Annotated in this window: 12 protein-coding genes; 4 read left to right on the top strand and 8 right to left on the bottom strand. The window is 70.1% G+C overall.

Annotated features, from left to right (window positions below; translation table 11 throughout):
• Nucleotides 1-365 precede the first annotated feature (365 nt).
• From rodA to ACWTPI_RS00460, 5 genes are all read right to left on the bottom strand, one after another.
• Complete coding sequence (gene rodA / locus ACWTPI_RS00480) at nt 366-1,508, bottom strand: rod shape-determining protein RodA (RefSeq protein WP_020205343.1); 1,143 nt, start codon at nt 1,506-1,508, stop codon at nt 366-368.
• A gap of 11 nt (nt 1,509-1,519) precedes the next feature.
• Complete coding sequence (gene mrdA / locus ACWTPI_RS00475) at nt 1,520-3,865, bottom strand: penicillin-binding protein 2 (protein WP_454730709.1); 2,346 nt, start codon at nt 3,863-3,865, stop codon at nt 1,520-1,522.
• A gap of 105 nt (nt 3,866-3,970) precedes the next feature.
• Nucleotides 3,971-4,483, bottom strand: a complete 513-nt coding sequence (gene mreD, locus ACWTPI_RS00470; RefSeq protein WP_020206848.1) for a rod shape-determining protein MreD — start codon at nt 4,481-4,483, stop codon at nt 3,971-3,973.
• On the bottom strand, nt 4,480-5,478 hold the full coding sequence (mreC, locus tag ACWTPI_RS00465; RefSeq protein ID WP_020206849.1) for a rod shape-determining protein MreC: 999 nt from the start codon (nt 5,476-5,478) through the stop codon (nt 4,480-4,482). The genes mreD and mreC overlap by 4 nt, the downstream gene beginning before the upstream one ends.
• Nucleotides 5,479-5,754: 276 nt before the next feature.
• Nucleotides 5,755-6,798, bottom strand: a complete 1,044-nt coding sequence (locus tag ACWTPI_RS00460; protein WP_011296266.1) for a rod shape-determining protein — start codon at nt 6,796-6,798, stop codon at nt 5,755-5,757.
• A 746-nt stretch (nt 6,799-7,544) separates the two neighbouring features.
• Here ACWTPI_RS00460 and gatC point away from each other — a divergent pair.
• The 4 genes from gatC to gatB all read left to right on the top strand — a co-directional run bounded on the left by gatC (nt 7,545) and on the right by gatB (nt 11,451).
• A complete protein-coding gene (gene gatC / locus ACWTPI_RS00455) occupies nt 7,545-7,844 on the top strand; it encodes an Asp-tRNA(Asn)/Glu-tRNA(Gln) amidotransferase subunit GatC (protein WP_454730708.1) in 300 nt (99 codons plus the stop codon).
• Between the two features lie 99 nt (nt 7,845-7,943).
• On the top strand, nt 7,944-9,449 hold the full coding sequence (gatA, locus tag ACWTPI_RS00450; protein ID WP_454730707.1) for an Asp-tRNA(Asn)/Glu-tRNA(Gln) amidotransferase subunit GatA: 1,506 nt from the start codon (nt 7,944-7,946) through the stop codon (nt 9,447-9,449).
• On the top strand, nt 9,446-9,910 hold the full coding sequence (locus ACWTPI_RS00445; RefSeq protein ID WP_059414663.1) for a hypothetical protein: 465 nt from the start codon (nt 9,446-9,448) through the stop codon (nt 9,908-9,910). The genes gatA and ACWTPI_RS00445 overlap by 4 nt, the downstream gene beginning before the upstream one ends.
• Nucleotides 9,911-9,993: 83 nt before the next feature.
• The gene (gatB, locus tag ACWTPI_RS00440) at nt 9,994-11,451 is read left to right on the top strand and encodes an Asp-tRNA(Asn)/Glu-tRNA(Gln) amidotransferase subunit GatB (RefSeq protein ID WP_454730706.1); all 1,458 of its coding nucleotides are present in this window, start codon (nt 9,994-9,996) and stop codon (nt 11,449-11,451) included.
• Nucleotides 11,452-12,385: 934 nt separating this feature from the next.
• Here gatB and ACWTPI_RS00435 read toward each other — a convergent pair.
• The 3 genes from ACWTPI_RS00435 to ACWTPI_RS00425 all read right to left on the bottom strand — a co-directional run bounded on the left by ACWTPI_RS00435 (nt 12,386) and on the right by ACWTPI_RS00425 (nt 17,106).
• Nucleotides 12,386-13,315 (bottom strand): alpha-E domain-containing protein, encoded by a 930-nt coding sequence (locus ACWTPI_RS00435; protein WP_020205673.1) that lies wholly within the window; start codon nt 13,313-13,315, stop codon nt 12,386-12,388.
• 84 nt (nt 13,316-13,399) lie between these two features.
• Nucleotides 13,400-14,440: a transglutaminase family protein gene (locus tag ACWTPI_RS00430; protein WP_454730705.1), complete on the bottom strand. Its 1,041-nt coding sequence runs from the start codon at nt 14,438-14,440 to the stop codon at nt 13,400-13,402.
• Nucleotides 14,437-17,106, bottom strand: coding sequence for a circularly permuted type 2 ATP-grasp protein (locus ACWTPI_RS00425; RefSeq protein WP_454730704.1), 2,670 nt, complete (start codon nt 17,104-17,106; stop codon nt 14,437-14,439). The genes ACWTPI_RS00430 and ACWTPI_RS00425 overlap by 4 nt, the downstream gene beginning before the upstream one ends.
• Between the last annotated feature and the right edge of the window lie 19 nt (nt 17,107-17,125).

Below are 17,125 nucleotides of genomic sequence, written 5' to 3'. Positions count from 1 at the left end.
ATAAGTGCGATGTTTTTGACGCAGATCAGAGCATGGACGGAGAAATATCGATCCCGTCACATCCGGCCGCGGCGAGGCGGAATCCGCGCGCGGCGGACGGCGGCTCGGGCCGCGCCGGGCGTGGAGTTTGCGGCATGTCCCGCATTCGGGTGGCTTGCCGGCCCGCCGGAGACATGGCGGCGCGGCGGCGGGCGCGGCGGTTGGCGGCGCGCCCCGCGGGAATCGCCTGCCGCGGGGAACGGGCAGGCGTATGGTGGGTGCGGGAGGTGGTGCGGGAGGTGGTGCGGGAGGTGGTGCGAAAGGCGGCGCGAAAGGCGGCGCGCCGCCGGCGCGAAGGCGCGAGGCCGGGCGGCCCGGCCCCCGCGTCAGGTCTGGATCAGGCGCTTCTGCCGCGAGATGCTCATCAGGATGCCGATGCCCATCCCCAGCGTCACCAGCGCGGTGCCGCCGTAGCTCATCAGCGGCAGCGGCACGCCCACCACGGGCAGGATGCCGCTCACCATGCCCATGTTGACGAAGGCGTAGGTGAAGAAGATCAGCGTGATCGAGCCCGCCAGCAGCCGCGAGAACAGCGTCGGCGCGTTGGCGGCGATGTACAGCCCGCGGAAGATCAGCAGCAGGTAGAGCACCAGCAGCACGGCGTTGCCGACCAGGCCGAACTCCTCCGAGAACACCGCGAAGATGAAGTCGGTGTGCTTCTCCGGGATGAACTCCAGGTGAGTCTGCGTGCCCTTGAGCCAGCCCTTGCCGAACACCCCGCCCGAGCCGATGGCGATGATCGACTGGATGGTGTGGAAGCCCTTGCCGAGCGGATCGGTGGTCGGGTCCAGCAGCGTGCAGATGCGGTGCTGCTGGTAGTCGTGCAGCACCGGCCAGTTCACGCCGGGCGCGCACATGTCGTTCTCGAACGTGATCAGCAGGCCGACCGCCACCACCAGCGCCACCAGCAGCGGCAGGATGATCTTCCACGACAGCCCGGCGAAGTAGATCACGTACACGCCGGCGGCCAGCACCAGCAGGCCGGTGCCAAGGTCGGGCTGCTTGGCGATCAGGCCCACCGGCACGCCGAGCAGCAGCAGCGCCACCACGAAGTCGTACCAGCGCACCGAGCCCTCGCGCTTCTGGAAGTACCACGCCAGCATCAGCGGCATGGCGATCTTCATGATCTCGGACGGCTGGATCACCATGCCCACGTTGAGCCAGCGCCGCGCGCCCTTGCGGATCAGGCCGAACATGGCCACGCCGATCAGCAGCGCCACGCCCACCGTGTAAAGCGGCACCGCCACCCGCATCAGCGTCTGCGTGGGCAGGTAGGCGATCACCCACATCACCGCGTAGGAGAGCAGGATGTTGCGCAACTGGTCCTCGACCCGGCCGGGCATGTCGATGGCGGCCGAGTAGAGCGCCACGATGCCGGTGGCGAACAGCAGGAACACGATCAGCGCGAGCGGCTTGTCGAAGCCGGTCAGCGCGGTCTTGATGAATGACAGGACGCGGCGTTTGTCCATGCGCGTCTCCTTCAGCGGGTAGCGTTGGCGCCGCCCGCGCCGGGGGCGGCGACGGGCCTGGCGCGGGGTTTCGGGGCGGTGGCGGCCGGTGCCGCCGGCGCGGCCTGGGCCGGCGCCGGCGCCGGGCGGCTGTGGCCGAGCGCCTGCGCCATGCGCTCGTCCAGCGTCTGCACCGCCGAGGCGGGCGGGATCGCGGCCGGGTCGATCAGCGGCGCCGCCACGGCGGCGGAAGCGCCCGGCGCGCGCGCCACCGGCGTGCTGGCCGCGCCGGCCGCGCCGGCCGCAGCGGCAACCGCCGCCACCGCGACGGCGCTGGCGCTGGTGGCGGCCGCCTCGCTGGCGCCCATCACGGTGGCGCTGGCGATGCTGGCGGTGTGGCCCGTGGTGAACACGCTGGGCGTGTCCACGGGCGGCTTGCCGCCGGCGCGCTCGGCGGCCGGCGGGGCGATGGCCGCCAGTTCCTCGGGCCACTTGCCCACCAGGTAGTAGTCCATCACCTTGCGCGCGATCGGCGCGGCCACGGCGCCGCCGAAGCCGGCGTTCTCCACGATCATCGCCAGCGCGATCTTCGGGTTGTCGGCCGGGGCGAAGGCGGTGTACAGCGCGTGGTCGCGCTTGCGCTCGTCGAGCGCATGGTGGTTGTACTTCTCGTTCTTGCCGATCGTGAAGGTCTGCGCGGTGCCGGTCTTGCCGGCGGATTCGTAGGCGGCGCCGGCGAACGCGCGCGCGGCCGTGCCCGAATGCGTCACGCCGACCATCGCGCGCTTGATCACGTCGACGTCGGCCTGCCTGAACGAGAGCCGGTAGCTTTCCTTGGGCACCGTGAGCGCGCGGTCGCGCGTCACCGAATCCTCCACCGCCTTGACCAGGTGGGGCTTCATCGCGGTGCCGTTGTTGACCAGGATCGACACCGCGTTGGCCAGCTGCAGGATGGTGAAGCTGTTGTAGCCCTGGCCGATGCCCAGCGAGATGGTCTCGCCGTCATACCACTTCTGCTGCTCGGGCTTGCGGTAGGCGCGGCGCTTCCAGTCGGTGGACGGCAGGATGCCGCGGCTCTCGCCCTCGATGTCGATGCCAGTGATCTGGCCGAAGCCGAGCGGCTTCATGAAATCGTGGATGGCGTTGACGCCCATGTCGCGCGCCAGCATGTAGTAATAGGTGTCGCAGGACTGCACGATGGAGGCCTGCATGTCGACCCAGCCGTGGCCGCCCGGCTTGTCGTCGCGGAAGGTGTGGTTGCCCAGCGTGAACGAGCCCGGGTCGTGGAAGCCCCAGGCCGCGGTGCGCTTGCCGGTGGTGAGCGCGGCCAGCGCCATGAACGGCTTGTAGGTCGAGCCGGGCGGGTAGGTGCCGCGCAGCGGGCGGTTCAGCAGCGGCTTGTCGGGCGAGCCGTTGAGCTCGTTCCAGGTGTTGCTGTCGATGCCCTCGACGAACAGGTTGGGGTCGAAGGTCGGCTTGGAGACGAAGGCCAGGATGTCGCCGGTGGCCGGCTCGATCGCCACCAGCGCGCCGCGCCGGTCGCCGAACAGCGCCTCGGCGAGCTGCTGCAGGCGGATGTCGAGCGACAGGATCAGGTTGTTGCCGGGCGTGGACGGCGAGGTGGATAGCGTGCGGATCGGCCGCCCGCCCGCGCTCACCTCCACTTCCTCGAAGCCGGTCAGGCCGTGCAGCTCGGTCTCGTAGCTCTGCTCGATGCCGATCTTGCCGATGTAGTTGGAGCCCTTGTAGTTGTCGGCGTCCTTGCGCGGGTCGTACTTGGCGCCCTCGGCGTCGTTGGCCTCGTCCATCGCCTCGATGCGCTCCTGGTCGCGCTGCGAGATGCGGCCGATGTAGCCGATCACGTGCGAGGCGGACTCGCCCATCGGGTACTGGCGGAACAGCCGCGCGCGCACGTCCACGCCGGGAAAGCGGAAGCGCTGCGCGGAAAAGCGCGCCACTTCCTCGTCGCTGAGCTGGCTGCGGATCGGCAGGCTCTCGAAGCTGCGCGACTCCTCCATCAGCCGCTTGAAGCGGCGCCGGTCGCGCGGCTGGATGTCGACCACCTGGCTGAGCGCCTCGATGGTGTTGTCGAGCGTGTCGGACAGCTTGGACGGCGTGATTTCCAGCGTGTAGGCCGAATAGTTGCGCGCCAGCACCACGCCGTTGCGGTCCATGATGATGCCGCGGTTGGGCTCGATCGGCGCCACCGAGATGCGGTTGTCCTCGGCCTTGGCCGAGTACTGGTCGTGCTTGTACCACTGCAGCCAGAGAAAGCGCGTGAACAGCAGGCCGAAGCAGATCACGGCGAACAGGCCCGCGGCCGCCACGCGGATGCGGAAGCGGCCGAGCTCCTGTTCGACATTGCGGATTTCGGTCATGGTACTGCGTCAGCCTTGCGGTGTGCCGCGCACCCGCGAGGGGCGCGGCGGAACTCGTTGAGGGTCAAGCCATTGCATCGGCCAGCGCGCGGCGCGGCGCCCGATCTAGATGGGCCGCGTCTCGTCCACGTCGGCGCTGCGCCGCTGGGGCGCCAGCAGCATGCTGGTGGCCAGCGGCCACAGCAGCGCCTCGATGCCGGGCGCCAGCAGCAGTTGCCAGCCCGGCAGCGGCGCGCCCATCGCCAGGCGGATCACCACCGGCACCGCGTGCGCCACGAACAGCAGCGGCACCACGTGCAGCGCCTGGGTATAGACCGTGAACCACAGCACGCGGCGGTGGATGGTGATGGCGAAATAGGCCAGCAGCGTGTACGCGATGGCGTGCTCGCCGAGCAGGCGCGCGTCGTGCACGTCCATCAGCAGGCCCAGCGCGAACGCCACGCCCATGCCCACCTTGCGCGGCTGGTGGATGTTCCAGAACACCAGCACCAGCGCCACCATGTCGGGAATCCACAGCGTGGCGCCCCACGGCATCAGGTTGAACAGGAACGCCAGCACGAAGCTCAGCGCGATGAACGCCGGGTTGACCGGGCGCAGCAGGTATTGGGGATTGGTCACTGCGTGGCCTCCTTGGCCGCGGGCTTGCCGGCCGGTTTCTCGGCCGGCCGGTCGCCGCCCCGCTCGGCGTCCCTGACGCCCGGGCGGTCGGCCCGGTCGGGCCTGCCGCCCTTGCTTTCGCGGGCATCGCGCGGGCCGTCGATGGTGTCGCGCGGCGGCAGCTGCGCCTCGTAGCGGATCACCAGCAACTGGCGGTGCGAGCGCACCCCGGCCACCGGCTCGCAGTACACGCGCGAGAAGGCGGTGTCGGCCTTGCGCTCGATCTGCACGATCTTCGCCACCGGCAGGCCCGGCGGGTAGGTGCCGTCCAGGCCCGACGTCACCAGCAGGTCGCCCTGCTGCAGGTCGGCCGAGGCGGCCATGAAGCGCAGGTCGAGCAGGCCGGCGCGGGCGCCGCCGAAGGCCACGCTGCGCAGCCCGTTGCGCACCACCTGCACGGGAATCGCCTGTTCCTTGTCGGTCAGCAGCGTGACTTCGGACTGGAACGGCGAGACCCGCGTGACCTGGCCGATCACGCCGCGCTCGTCGATCACCGGATAACCGGCGCGCAGGCCGTGCTGGCTGCCGCGGTCGATCACGATGCGCTGGCTGTAGGGGTCGCGCGCGTCGTAGAGGATCTCGGCCGCCGTCACCGGCGTGGCCGACTGCTGCTGCAGGCCGAGCAGCTTGCGCAGCTGGTTGTTCTCGGACTCGAGCTGGGACTGGCGCACCGAGCCCTCGGCCTCGGTCACGGCGCGGCGGCGCAGCTCGCGGTTCTCGCTGGCGAGCGCGGCCGACGACTGGGCGTAGTCGAACACGGCGCGCAGCGCGTCGCGCGGCACCAGCACGGTCCGCTCGACCGGCATCAGCACGGTGGCGGCGACCTGGCGCACCACGCGCAGCGCGTCGAAGCGCGCGTCGACGACGAGCAGCACCAGCGCGATCGTCACATAGAAGACGAGGCGCGCGACGGCGGAAGTGCCCTGCTTGAAGAGCGGCGGCGGAGTGTAATCCATTTACCCGTGCGCTGGCGTGGAGGTCTGCCGGCCCCGGGCGCGCGCCGCCGCCCGCCCGCCGCGCCCGCCGGCATGGCCGGGGTGGCGGGAAAGGCGCGCTGGCGCGGGGTGCCCTGGGCCGGGCCGGGTCGGGAAGGCGGCCGCGCAGGCGGCCAGGCGAGCGGCCGCGGCGGCGGCCGGGACAGTGGCCAAGGCGGCGTCACGGCGCGGCGCGGCCCCGACCAGGCGATCCGGCAGGCCGCGTCGCGCCACGAGCGATGTCCTCTCGCCGACTGGTTATTCGTAGGAGAAGATGCTGCCGAGCTTGTCCATGCGCTCGAGCGCCATGCCCGAGCCGCGCACCACGCAGGTCAGCGGGTCCTCGGCCACCAGCACCGGCAGGCCGGTTTCCTCGGCCAGCAGGCGGTCCAGGTCGCGCAGCAGCGCGCCGCCGCCGGTCAGCATCATGCCGCGCTCGGCGATGTCCGCGCCCAGTTCCGGCGGGGTCTGCTCCAGCGCGATCTTGACCGCCGAGACGATCTGGTTGAGCGGGTCGGTCAGCGCCTCGAGGATTTCGTTGGACGACACCGTGAACGCGCGCGGGATGCCCTCGGACAGGTTGCGGCCCTTGACTTCCATCTCGCGCACCTCGGAGCCCGGGAAGGCCGAGCCGATTTCCTTCTTGATGGCCTCGGCAGTCTGCTCGCCGATCAGCATGCCGTAGTTGCGGCGGATGTAGTTGACGATGGCCTCGTCGAACTTGTCGCCGCCCACGCGCACCGAACCCTTGTAGACCATGCCGCCCAGCGAGATGATGCCCACCTCGGTGGTGCCGCCGCCGATGTCCACCACCATCGAGCCCGACGGCTCCGACACCGGCAGGCCGGCGCCGATCGCCGCCGACATCGGCTCCTCGATCAGGTACACCTGGCTGGCGCCGGCGCCCAGCGCCGATTCGCGGATGGCGCGGCGCTCGACCTGGGTCGAGCCGCACGGCACGCAGATGATGATGCGCGGGCTCGGGCGCAGCAGCTTGGAGTCGTGGACCATCTTGATGAACTGCTTGAGCATCTGCTCGGTCACGGTGAAGTCGGCGATCACGCCGTCCTTCATCGGGCGGATCGCTTCGATGTTGCCCGGCACCTTGCCCAGCATCTGCTTGGCTTCCTTGCCCACCGCCTGGATCGTCTTCTTGGCGTTGGGACCGCCTTCCTGGCGGATCGCCACCACCGAGGGCTCGTCCAGGACGATGCCCTTGTCGCGCATGTAGATCAGGGTGTTGGCGGTGCCGAGGTCGATCGCGAGATCGTTGGAGAAATAGCTGCGGAGAAATCCGAACATCAGGAATCCTGTTTTCTGGTGGTTCGCGAGGTATGCGAAGCGGCCGGCACCGCAATCGGGCCAGCCACGAAATTCATTGCGACGGGTAGTATTCAAGGCCCCCCACCGTGCGGTGAGCCAGGCGCCACGCCGGCGCCGCGCCATCCAGGGGATGCGCGGCGGCCACGGCGGAACCGCCAGCCGAGGCCGGACCGCCCCCGGGCGGCACAGCCTCTACGGGAACCTTTGATTAGGCCACGCTCGAAAGTTCGGTGGAACCGCGCCACAATTACAAAAAATTGCGGCCGGGGCGGCCTAATCAGAGGGCCCTCGCCTGCCTCCCTGCCCGCGCGCCGTCCGCCGCCTGCGTGCCGCGGCCGGGCGGCCGGGGTGGCCGCGCGGAGGGCGATGGTGGGCGGCGGACCGTGCCGCGGGCGCCGCCGCGGGCATTGCCGCCGACGCTGCCACGCGCGTTGCCGCGGACGTTACCGAAAAAGCGCCGGCGAACGCGGTTCCGCACCAATGTGACGAAGGCGCTGCCAGGGAATGGCAACGCGCAATGATACCTTATAATTCCCCCTGTTTCGGGGGCTTCTGCCTCGAAAAAACGTGTAACTTTGACGATTCCGGGGCGCTCCCGGCAGCACTCGCCCCGCCCGCCCAGGCGGCGCCTGCCTTGCCTCCCGCTGCCGCCTCCGCGCCCGGACCCGCTTCCCCGATCTCGCAGCCGATTTCGCCGTTTTCCGCATCGACACCGAACCCTAGCCATGGCTCTCGACCTATCCGACGTCAAGCGCATCGCCCACCTTGCCCGCATCGAGATCAACGATGACGAAGCAGGGCACACGCTGGTGCAGCTCAATCAATTCTTCTCGCTGGTCGAACAGATGCAGGCGGTCGACACCACCGGCATGGAGCCGCTGGCGCACCCGCTGTCGACGGTGCGCGAGATGTCGCAGCGCCTGCGCGACGACGCCGTGACCGAGACCGACCGGCGCGACGACTACCAGCGCCCCGCGCCGGCCACCGAAGGCGGCCTGTACCTGGTGCCCAAGGTCATCGAATAAGCGGGCTCGCGCCCGCCGCCCGGCCACCGAACCCGCCGCTGCGTCGCGCCGCCCCTGCGCCGCGCGCCGGCAGCCACCCTGCCAAGCCATACGACCGACATGTCCTTTTCCGCAACTTCAGTGACCTCCCTGCGCCAGCTCGCCGACGCGCTGGCGGCCCGCACCGTCTCCGCCGAGGAGCTGGCGCGCGACTACCTGGGCCGCATCGAGCAGGCCGCCGCGCTCAACGCCTTCGTCGACGTCAACCCCGAACTCACGCTGGCGCAGGCGCGCGCGGCCGACGCGCGCCGCGCGCGCGGCGAAGCCGGCCCGCTGACCGGCGTGCCGGTCGCCCACAAGGACGTGTTCGTCACGCGCGGCTGGCGCGCCACCGCCGGCTCGCGCATGCTGGCCGATTACGAAAGCCCGTTCGACGCCACCGTGGTCGAGCGCCTCGCCGCCGCCGGCATGGTCACGCTGGGCAAGACCAACATGGACGAGTTCGCGATGGGCTCGTCCAACGAGAACTCGCACTTCGGCCCGGTCAGGAACCCGTGGGACCCGGCGCGCGTGCCGGGCGGCTCCTCGGGCGGCTCGGCCGCGGCCGTGGCCGCCGGCCTGGCGCCGGCCGCCACCGGCACCGACACCGGCGGCTCGATCCGCCAGCCGGCCTCGTTCTCCGGCATCACCGGCATCAAGCCCACCTACGGCCGCGTGTCGCGCTACGGCATGATCGCGTTCGCCTCGTCGCTCGACCAGGGCGGCCCGATGGCGCACACCGCCGAGGACTGCGCGCTGCTGCTCGGCGCGATGGCCGGCTTCGACGAGCGCGACTCCACCAGCCTGGCGCCGGCCCAGGGCGGCGTGGACGAGGACTTCACCCGCCTGCTGGGCCAGCCGCGCGCCGGCGCCGGCGCCGCGCGGCCGCTGTCGGGCCTGCGCATCGGCCTGCCGAAGGAATACTTCGGCGCCGGCCTGTCGGCCGACGTGGAACAGGCCGTGCGCGCCGCGCTGGCCGAGTACGAGAAGCTGGGCGCCACGCTGGTCGAGGTGTCGCTGCCCAAGACCGAGCTGTCGATCCCGGTGTACTACGTGATCGCGCCGGCCGAGGCCTCGTCCAACCTGTCGCGCTTCGACGGCGTGCGCTACGGCCACCGCGCGGCCGAATACCGCGACCTGATGGACATGTACAAGAAGAGCCGCGCCGAAGGCTTCGGCCCCGAGGTCAAGCGCCGCATCCTGGTGGGCGCCTACGTGCTGTCGCACGGCTACTACGACGCCTACTACCTGCAGGCGCAGAAGATCCGCCGCATCATCGCCGAGGACTTCCAGCGCGCGTTCGCGCGCTGCGACGTGATCATGGGCCCGGTGGCGCCCACGGTGGCGTGGAAGCTCGGCGAGAAGAGCGCCGACCCGGTGCAGATGTACCTGGCCGACATCTTCACGCTGTCGACCAGCCTGGCCGGCCTGCCCGGCATGAGCGTGCCGTGCGGCCTGGGCGAAGGCGGCATGCCGGTCGGCCTGCAGCTGATCGGCAACTACTTCGGCGAAGCCGAGCTGCTGCAGACCGCGCACGCGTTCCAGCAGGCCACGGACTGGCATCTGCGCCGGCCCGCGCAGGCATGAGCGCGCGGCGCTGGCTGGTCCGCATCGCCGCGGGCGTGGCGCTGGCCGCCGCGCTGGCGGCGTGCATCCCGCTGCCGCGCTTCGGCCGGCCCACGCCCATCGCCAGCCGCGACATCGACCTCGCCGGCGACTGCCGCCGCACCGAGGAAGACGGCTTCCGCGAGGACGCGCAGCTGCGCGTGGCGGACAACACCGTGCAGCAGTTGTCGTGGAAGCTGTGGGTAGGCAAGCGCGGCTCGTGCAGCTTCAACCTGGCCGAGTTCCGCCAGACGCAGAAGAAGCCGCACATCGAGCTGCGCGCCAACGACGGCAGCGCCTGCAAGCTGATGGTCTGGCAGGACCCGCGCCGCGTCACGCTGGCGCACGCCAACTGCCAGCAGCGCTGCTCGCCCGGCATCTATGAGGAAGCCTGGCCGGTGATGTTCGAGCCCGGCACCGGCGGCTGCGCGCAGACACGATGAGGACCGCGCGGCCAGCGCAACGCAACACGCAGCAACACGCACCGAATACGACGTACACGACGAATACGAACAGGAATACCGCCATGCAATGGGAAGTGGTGATCGGCCTCGAGACGCACACGCAGCTGTCGACGGCCTCCAAGATTTTCTCCGGCAGCTCCACCGCCTTCGGCGCGGCGCCGAACACGCAGGCCTCGCCGGTCGACCTGGCGCTGCCCGGCGTGCTGCCGGTGCTCAACCGCGGCGCGGTCGAGCGCGCCATCCAGTTCGGCCTGGCCATCGGCGCCACCATCGCGCCGCGCAGCATCTTCGCGCGCAAGAACTACTTCTACCCCGACCTGCCCAAGGGCTACCAGATCAGCCAGTACGAGATCCCGGTGGTGCAGGGCGGCAGCATCAGCATCCAGGTCGAAGGCAAGAAGGGCGAGACCTACGAGAAGACCGTGCAGCTCACGCGCGCCCACCTCGAGGAAGACGCCGGCAAGTCGCTGCACGAAGACTTCGCCGGCATGACCGGCATCGACCTGAACCGCGCCGGCACGCCGCTGCTGGAAATCGTCACCGAGCCCGACATGCGCAGCGCCGCCGAAGCCGTGGCCTATGCCAAGGCGCTGCACGCGCTGGTGACGTGGCTGGGCATCTGCGACGGCAACATGCAGGAAGGCAGCTTCCGCTGCGACGCCAACGTGTCGGTGCGCCCATATGGGAGCCCCAAGCTCGGCACGCGCCGCGAGATCAAGAACCTCAACTCGTTCCGCTTCCTGCAGCAGGCCATCGAGTATGAAGTGCAGTGGCAGATCGCCGAGATCGAGGACGGCCGCGAGATCCAGCAGGCCACCGTGCTGTTCGACCCCGACACCGGCGAGACGCGCGCCATGCGCACCAAGGAAGACGCGCACGACTACCGCTACTTCCCCGACCCCGACCTGCTGCCGCTGGACATCGACGCCGCCTGGATCGAGCGCGTGAAGGCCGCCCTGCCCGAACTGCCCGCCGCCATGCAGGCGCGCCTGGTGTCGCAATACGGCCTGTCCGCCTACGACGCCAGCGTGCTGACCGCCTCCAAGCCGCTCGCCAGCTACTTCGAAGCCGTGGTCGCCGAAGCCGGCGCCGCCAACGCCAAGCCCGCCGCCAACTGGCTGATGGGCGACGTGTCCTCGCTGCTCAACCGCGAAGGCATCGCGCTCGACGCCGCCCCGGTCAAACCCGCCCAACTGGCCAGGCTGCTGGTGCGCATCGCCGACGCCACGGTCTCCAACAACACCGCCAAGAAAGACGTGTTCCCCGCCATGTGGGCCGGCGAAGAAGGCAGCGACGCCGACGCCATCATCGCCGCCAAGGGCCTCAAGCAGATGTCCGACTCCGGCGAGCTGGAAAAGATCATCGACGACGTGCTGGCCGCCAACGCCAAGTCGGTGGAGGAATTCCGGGCCGGCAAGGAGAAGGCGTTCAATGCCCTGGTCGGGCAGGCCATGAAGGCCACCAAGGGGAAGGGGAACCCGGCGCAGGTCAATGAGTTGTTGAGGAAGAAGTTGGGGTGAGGGGTGGGGTTGGGGTTCTAAGTCGAAAGCTACGGCTTGGTTTCAAAGGCCACCACTGCTTGACTTCAAAGTCAACGGCTTTAAAGGCCTTAACTTCAAAGTCAACTTCAAAGTCAAAGGCTTTCGCTCCCCCGGAGCGACCTACTTTCTTTTCCCCGAAAAGAAAGTAGGCAAAGAAAGCGGGCTGCCTGGCCGGCAGGGGCAGAAACGTTGGGATTTCTCTTGTTGGTGGTTTCGTGGTGGGGCCTGTAGTTCTGCTGGCATCCTGCCGTTACCGGTTCGACTGGTCACGATCTGGCTGGCGGTATGGGTTTCGGGGCCAGACCTATGATGGCGGGCGTACTGCTGGTTCGGGCATCTGCCGTTACCGGTGCAGGCGGTCACGGCGTAGCACCGGCACTGGTTTCGTGGTGGGCGTGGTGGACCCGGCGCGGGTGCGCGGGGTTGCTTTGAGCCGGATTGCCTCTCAAGTCAAAACCGTTTGGCACTGAGATCGAATGGGGGCCACCATGCCCACCACGAAACCAGCACCGTTCCTACGACGAGCCCATCTGCCGCGGTCGCGGCAGCAGCCCGAAGGGCCTGGACCTCCGCCATCATGCAGCGCCACCACGAATCGAACACCACCCGAGAGAACGTGGCCACCAAAACCGGTACCGGCAGAATCCCTGCAGAACCACCACCCCCACCACGAAACCACCAACCCAAGAAACCCTGTTCGGCTCTGCCCCTGCCGGCCAGGCAGCCCGCTTTCTTTGCCTACTTTCTTTTCGGGGAAAAGAAAGTAGGTCGCTCCGGGGGAGCGAAAGCCTTTGACTTTGATTTTGACGTTAAGCAGTTGACTTTGACGTTCAGCCGTTGACGTTCAGAAGTGGACGTTAAGAAGTTGACTTTGAAGTCGAAGCGGCCTTTGAAGCCGAAGCACAAAACCCTACTACCCCCGCATCAAAAAACTATGACTAACCCCACTCCCCACCTCATGCACCCTCCGCAAAAAATCCCCCAGCCACCCATGAATCCCCACAGAAAAAATATCCTCGATCCGCGCAAACTTGAGCTCGGCATGCAGCTTCCCCGCACGCCGCTCAGTCTCCGCTGAAGCCCCATTGCGCACCTGCGCCAGCAGCGCCACCACCTCCCGCAGGCTGGCCGCGAGCGAGCGCGGCATGTCGGGATGCACGATCAGCAGTTCGGCCACGCGCTCGGGCGTGACCGCCGCGCGGTAGACCTTGCGGTACATCTCGAACCCGGAGACCGAGCGCAGCACGGCGGCCCACTGGTAGAAGTCGTCCTGCTGGCGGTCGAGGTCGGTGGACTGGAACTTGACGTCGAGCAGCCGCGCTGTGTTGTCGGCGCGCTCCAGGAAGGTGCCCAGGCGCATGAAGCAGTAGGCCTCGTCCTTGAGCATGGTGCCGGCTTCCACGCCGCGCGTGAGGTGGGAGCGGAACTTGACCCACTCGAAGAACTGCGCGGGATCGTGCCGCAGGATGCCGTCGGCGATCATCTGCTGCACGTCGAGCCAGGTGGTGTTGATGGTTTCCCACAGCGGCGTGGTCAGCGCGCCGCGCACGGCGCGGGCGTTTTCGCGGGCGGCGCGCAGGCAGGACATGATCGAGGCCGGATGGCTCAGGTCGCGCACCATGAAGTCGAGCACTTCCTCGTGCACCACGGTGCCGTGGTGCTCGGCGAAGACCGGGGTGAGTTCGGTCGCGTCGAGCATGGCCAGCCAGCCCTGCCGGGATGCGTCGCGCGACTGCGGCAGCAGCGCGGTCTGGTGGTTGACGTCGAGCATGCGCGCGGTGTTCTCGGCGCGCTCGGTGTAGCGGGCCATCCAGAACAGGTGGTCGGCGGTGCGGCTCAGCATATTGATTCCCCTTCTTTTTCGGCAACCCCTGCAATGCGCAAGCAATTGGCTTGCCAGCCGTGCCGCCGGCGCAGCGCGCGCCGGCTACGCCAGCGGCAGCACGCTTACCTCCACCTCGACGGTATGCGCGCCGCCGCCCACGATGACCCCGCGCAGCAGCGAGACGTCGCTGTAGTCGCGCCCGAACGCCAGCGTCACGTGGCCGGTGTCGGCCAGCACGTCGTTGGTCGGGTCGAGGTCGACCCAGCCGGCCAGCGGGCAGTACACCGACAGCCACGCGTGCGAGGCGTCGGCGCCGATCAGGCGCGGCTGGCCCGGCGGCGGCTCGGTGCGCAGGTAGCCGCTGACGTAGCGCGCGGCCAGGCCGAGCGAGCGCAGGCAGCCGATCATGACCTGGGCGAAGTCCTGGCACACGCCGCTGCGCAGCGCGAACGCCTTCAGCGCGGGGGTGTCCACCTCGGTGGCGTCGGTCTCGTATTCGAAGTCGGCGTGGATGCGGTGCATCAGGTCGATGGCGCCGGCCACCACCGGCACGCCGGGCCCGAAGCTGGCCAGCGCGTAGGCCTTGAGGTCCGGGTGCAGCGCCACGTTGGGCGAGGCGAAGCAGAACTCGCTCTGCGCCCGGAACGGCTGGCCGGCGCGAAAGCGCAGCGCCGCCACGGCGTCTTCCCACGGCATGCTGGCGGCGGGATCGAGCGCGTCCCAGCGCGGCATCACGCGCACCGTGCTCTCGCAGCACAGCTGCATGAAGTCGTGCGGCACGTCGATGGTGAAATACAGCACGTGGTTGCCGAAGGCGTCGGTGCCGGCATGCTGGTGCGACGGCTCGGGGTCGACCCACGCGCTGTGCGACAGCACGGTCTGCCACGGGCAGGCCACCGGCCAGACCACGGCGCGCTGCTGGGCGTTCTCCACCGGCGCGGAGTAGGCGTAGGTGGTCTTGTGGTGGACCGTGAGCAAGGCCGCGGCGGGCGCCGGGGCAGGCACCGCGGCGATGGCCGCCGCGCCCGCCGGGTCGGCCACCGCGTCGTTGCCGGCTGCGGTCCCGATCTTGGCCCCGGCCCCGGCCTCGTCCACGGGACGCTCCGCCGCGCCGCCCGCCAGCCCCGTCGCCGGCGCGCTCATGGCCGCACCCGCACGCCGGCCACGCCGGCATGGCTGAAGTAGCGCGCGCTGATCTCGTCGGAGAGCTGCGCCATCAGGCCGCCCAGGCGGTCGCACAATTGCACCAGATTGGCGTATTGGCCGCGCCCGTCGCGCTCGCATAGTGCTTCCCAGCCGGGCAGCGTCTCCACCGCGGGCAGCCATTGCGGCAGCGGCGCGCGGCCGCCGCCGGCCGGGCTGGCCGGCGGCGTGATCTGGCCGAGCTTGACGCGCAGCCGCGCCAGCAGGCCGTAGAGCCCGCGCGGGTTGGTGGGTTCGATCACGATCTGCTCGATGAGTGCGGGCATGTCGGTGCGCCCCGGATAGAGCGCGCGGAAGGTGAGCGTGCTGTCGAACAGGTGCAGCAGCAGGTCGAAGCCGCTGCGGTGCATGAGCGCGCCATGCCGCGTGAAGACTTCGAGGAAGGTCGACAGCGTGCCCACGCGCTCGATATGGCGGCCGATGAACAGCAGGCGCCAGGCTTCGTCGCGCATCATGCGGTCGCCCTGGGCGCCGCTGATGGCGGCGAGCTGCATGCCGAGGTGGTCGAGCGCGGCCAGCACGCGCGGGCGGTCGTAGTAGCCGCAGTCGCCGCTGCCGGACGCGCCGGTGCAGGCCGCCGCCATCGCGTCGCCGAAATCGTTGCGCGCGGCCAGGATGGTGCGCCAGTGGTCGTTGGACAGGCGGTTGCGGATCTCGGTGGCGGCGTGCACGTGGCTGGCCAGGTTCTGGCCCACGCTGGTCCAGCCGGCGCTCTCGGCCAGCGCCGCCACCAGGCTGCGCTCGAACACGCGCAGCGAGGCGCGCGGCTGCGGCGCGCCGGGCGGCAGCAGGCCGCAGGCCTGCGTCAGCTCGCCGATCACGTCGAGCACGCTGTCGTCGCGCTCGTCGCTGCTTTCGATCGAGCCCAGCACCAGCCGGCACAGGCGCACGTTGTTCTCGGCGCGCTCGGCGTAGCGTCCGGCCCAGAACAGGTTCTCGGCGGCGCGGCTCGACACCGCCAGCGGCTTGGCGACCGGCCCCGGCCCGGCCCCGCCCAGCGTGGTCGCGGCCGCCAGCGCCGGCCCGTGCGGCGGCTGGCTCGACAGCACCCAGGTATCGACGCTGGAGCCGCCCAGTTGCATCGACACCGCCGGCTGGCCCTCGCCGGCCAGCCGCGTGAAGCCGCCCGGCATGACCTGCCAGCCGCCGCGCCCGTCGGCGATCGCGTAGACGCGCAGCATGGCCGCGCGCGAGCCGATCTGCGGACCCTCCCAGCGCGGCGCGTGCGACAGCGGCAGGTCGGCCTGGATGGTGAACAGGTCGGGCACCTGCCCGATGCGCTCGCGCCAGTCGGCCAGCCGCTGCAGGCCGCGCTCCATGCCCAGGCGCGGCCCTTCCCACGGCTGCGCCATGCCGCGCGGGTAGGTCGGCATCAGGAAGGCCTCGCCGAGCTGGTCGAGCGCCTGCGCGCGCGCCGAGTCCTCGCCGCACCACCAGCTCGGCACGCCGGGCAGCAGCAGCGGCTCGCCCAGCAGCTCGCGCGCGATGGCCGGCAGGAAGCCGTGGATGGCGGGCGTCTCCAGGAAACCCGAGCCGGGCACGTTGGAGACCAGCACGTTGCCCGCGCGCATCGCCTGCAGCAGCCCGGGCACGCCCAGCGTGGAGTCCTGGCGCAGCTCGACCGGGTCGCAGTAGGCGTCGTCGAGCCGGCGCAGGATCACGTCCACGCGCTCCAGCCCGGCCAGCGTCTTGAGGTAGACCACGTCGTTGCGCACCGTCAGGTCCTTGCCCTCGACCAGCGTGATGCCGAGGTAGCGCGCCAGGAAGGTGTGCTCGAAATAGGTCTCGTTGTAGGGGCCGGGGGTCAGCAGCACGATGTGCTTGCCGGCGGCCGCCGCGGCGGCGCTGGCGTCGGCCGCGCGCGGCGGCGGCGCACCGGGCACGCCGGCCGGGCCGGACAGGCGGCCCGCGGGCAGTTGCGCCAGCGTGGCCACCAGTTGCGCGAAGGCGGCCGGCAGGCGCCGCACGCGCAGCTCGCGGAAGGCGTCGGCGAACAGGCTGGAGATGATGAGCCGGTTCTCCAGCGCATAGCCCATGCCGGAAGGCGTCTCGGTGCGGTGCGCCATCACGGTCCAGCCGCCCTCGGCGGTGTGCGCGAGGTCGACCGCGACGATGTGCAGGAAATTGCCGTCCGGCGGCTGGTAGCCCTTGAGCGGGCGCAGGTAGCCGGGATGGCCGAAGACCAGCCCGGCCGGCAGCAGGCCCTTGGCCAGCAGCGTCTGCGGGCCGTAGATGTCGGCCACCACGGCGTTGGCCAGGGTGGCGCGCTGGATCACGCCGCGCTCGATCTGCAGCCAGTCCTCCTCGGCCACCATGAACGGCAGCAGGTCCAGCGCCCAGGCGCGCGCGCCGCCGTTGTCGGCGTAGACGTTGTAGGTCACGCCGTTGTCGCGGATCTGGCGCGCCATCGCGGCGGCCTGCTGGCCGAGCGCGCCGATGCCGTCCTCGCCCAGCACCTGGAAGAAGCCCGCCCACGGCTCGCGCAGCCCGCCCGCGCCCGCGCCGAGCTCGTCCAGGTGCCCGGGCGGCACCGCGCGCGCGCGGCGCATGGCCGCCTCGGCGGCGGGCGCGGATTCGTCGAAGGGCAGTGAGGGCTGCAAAGGCACGGGGCGAAGCTCGGCGGCA

Source organism: Cupriavidus ulmosensis, from assembly GCF_977008105.1.
This window is presented reverse-complemented; position numbering and strand designations above follow the sequence as displayed.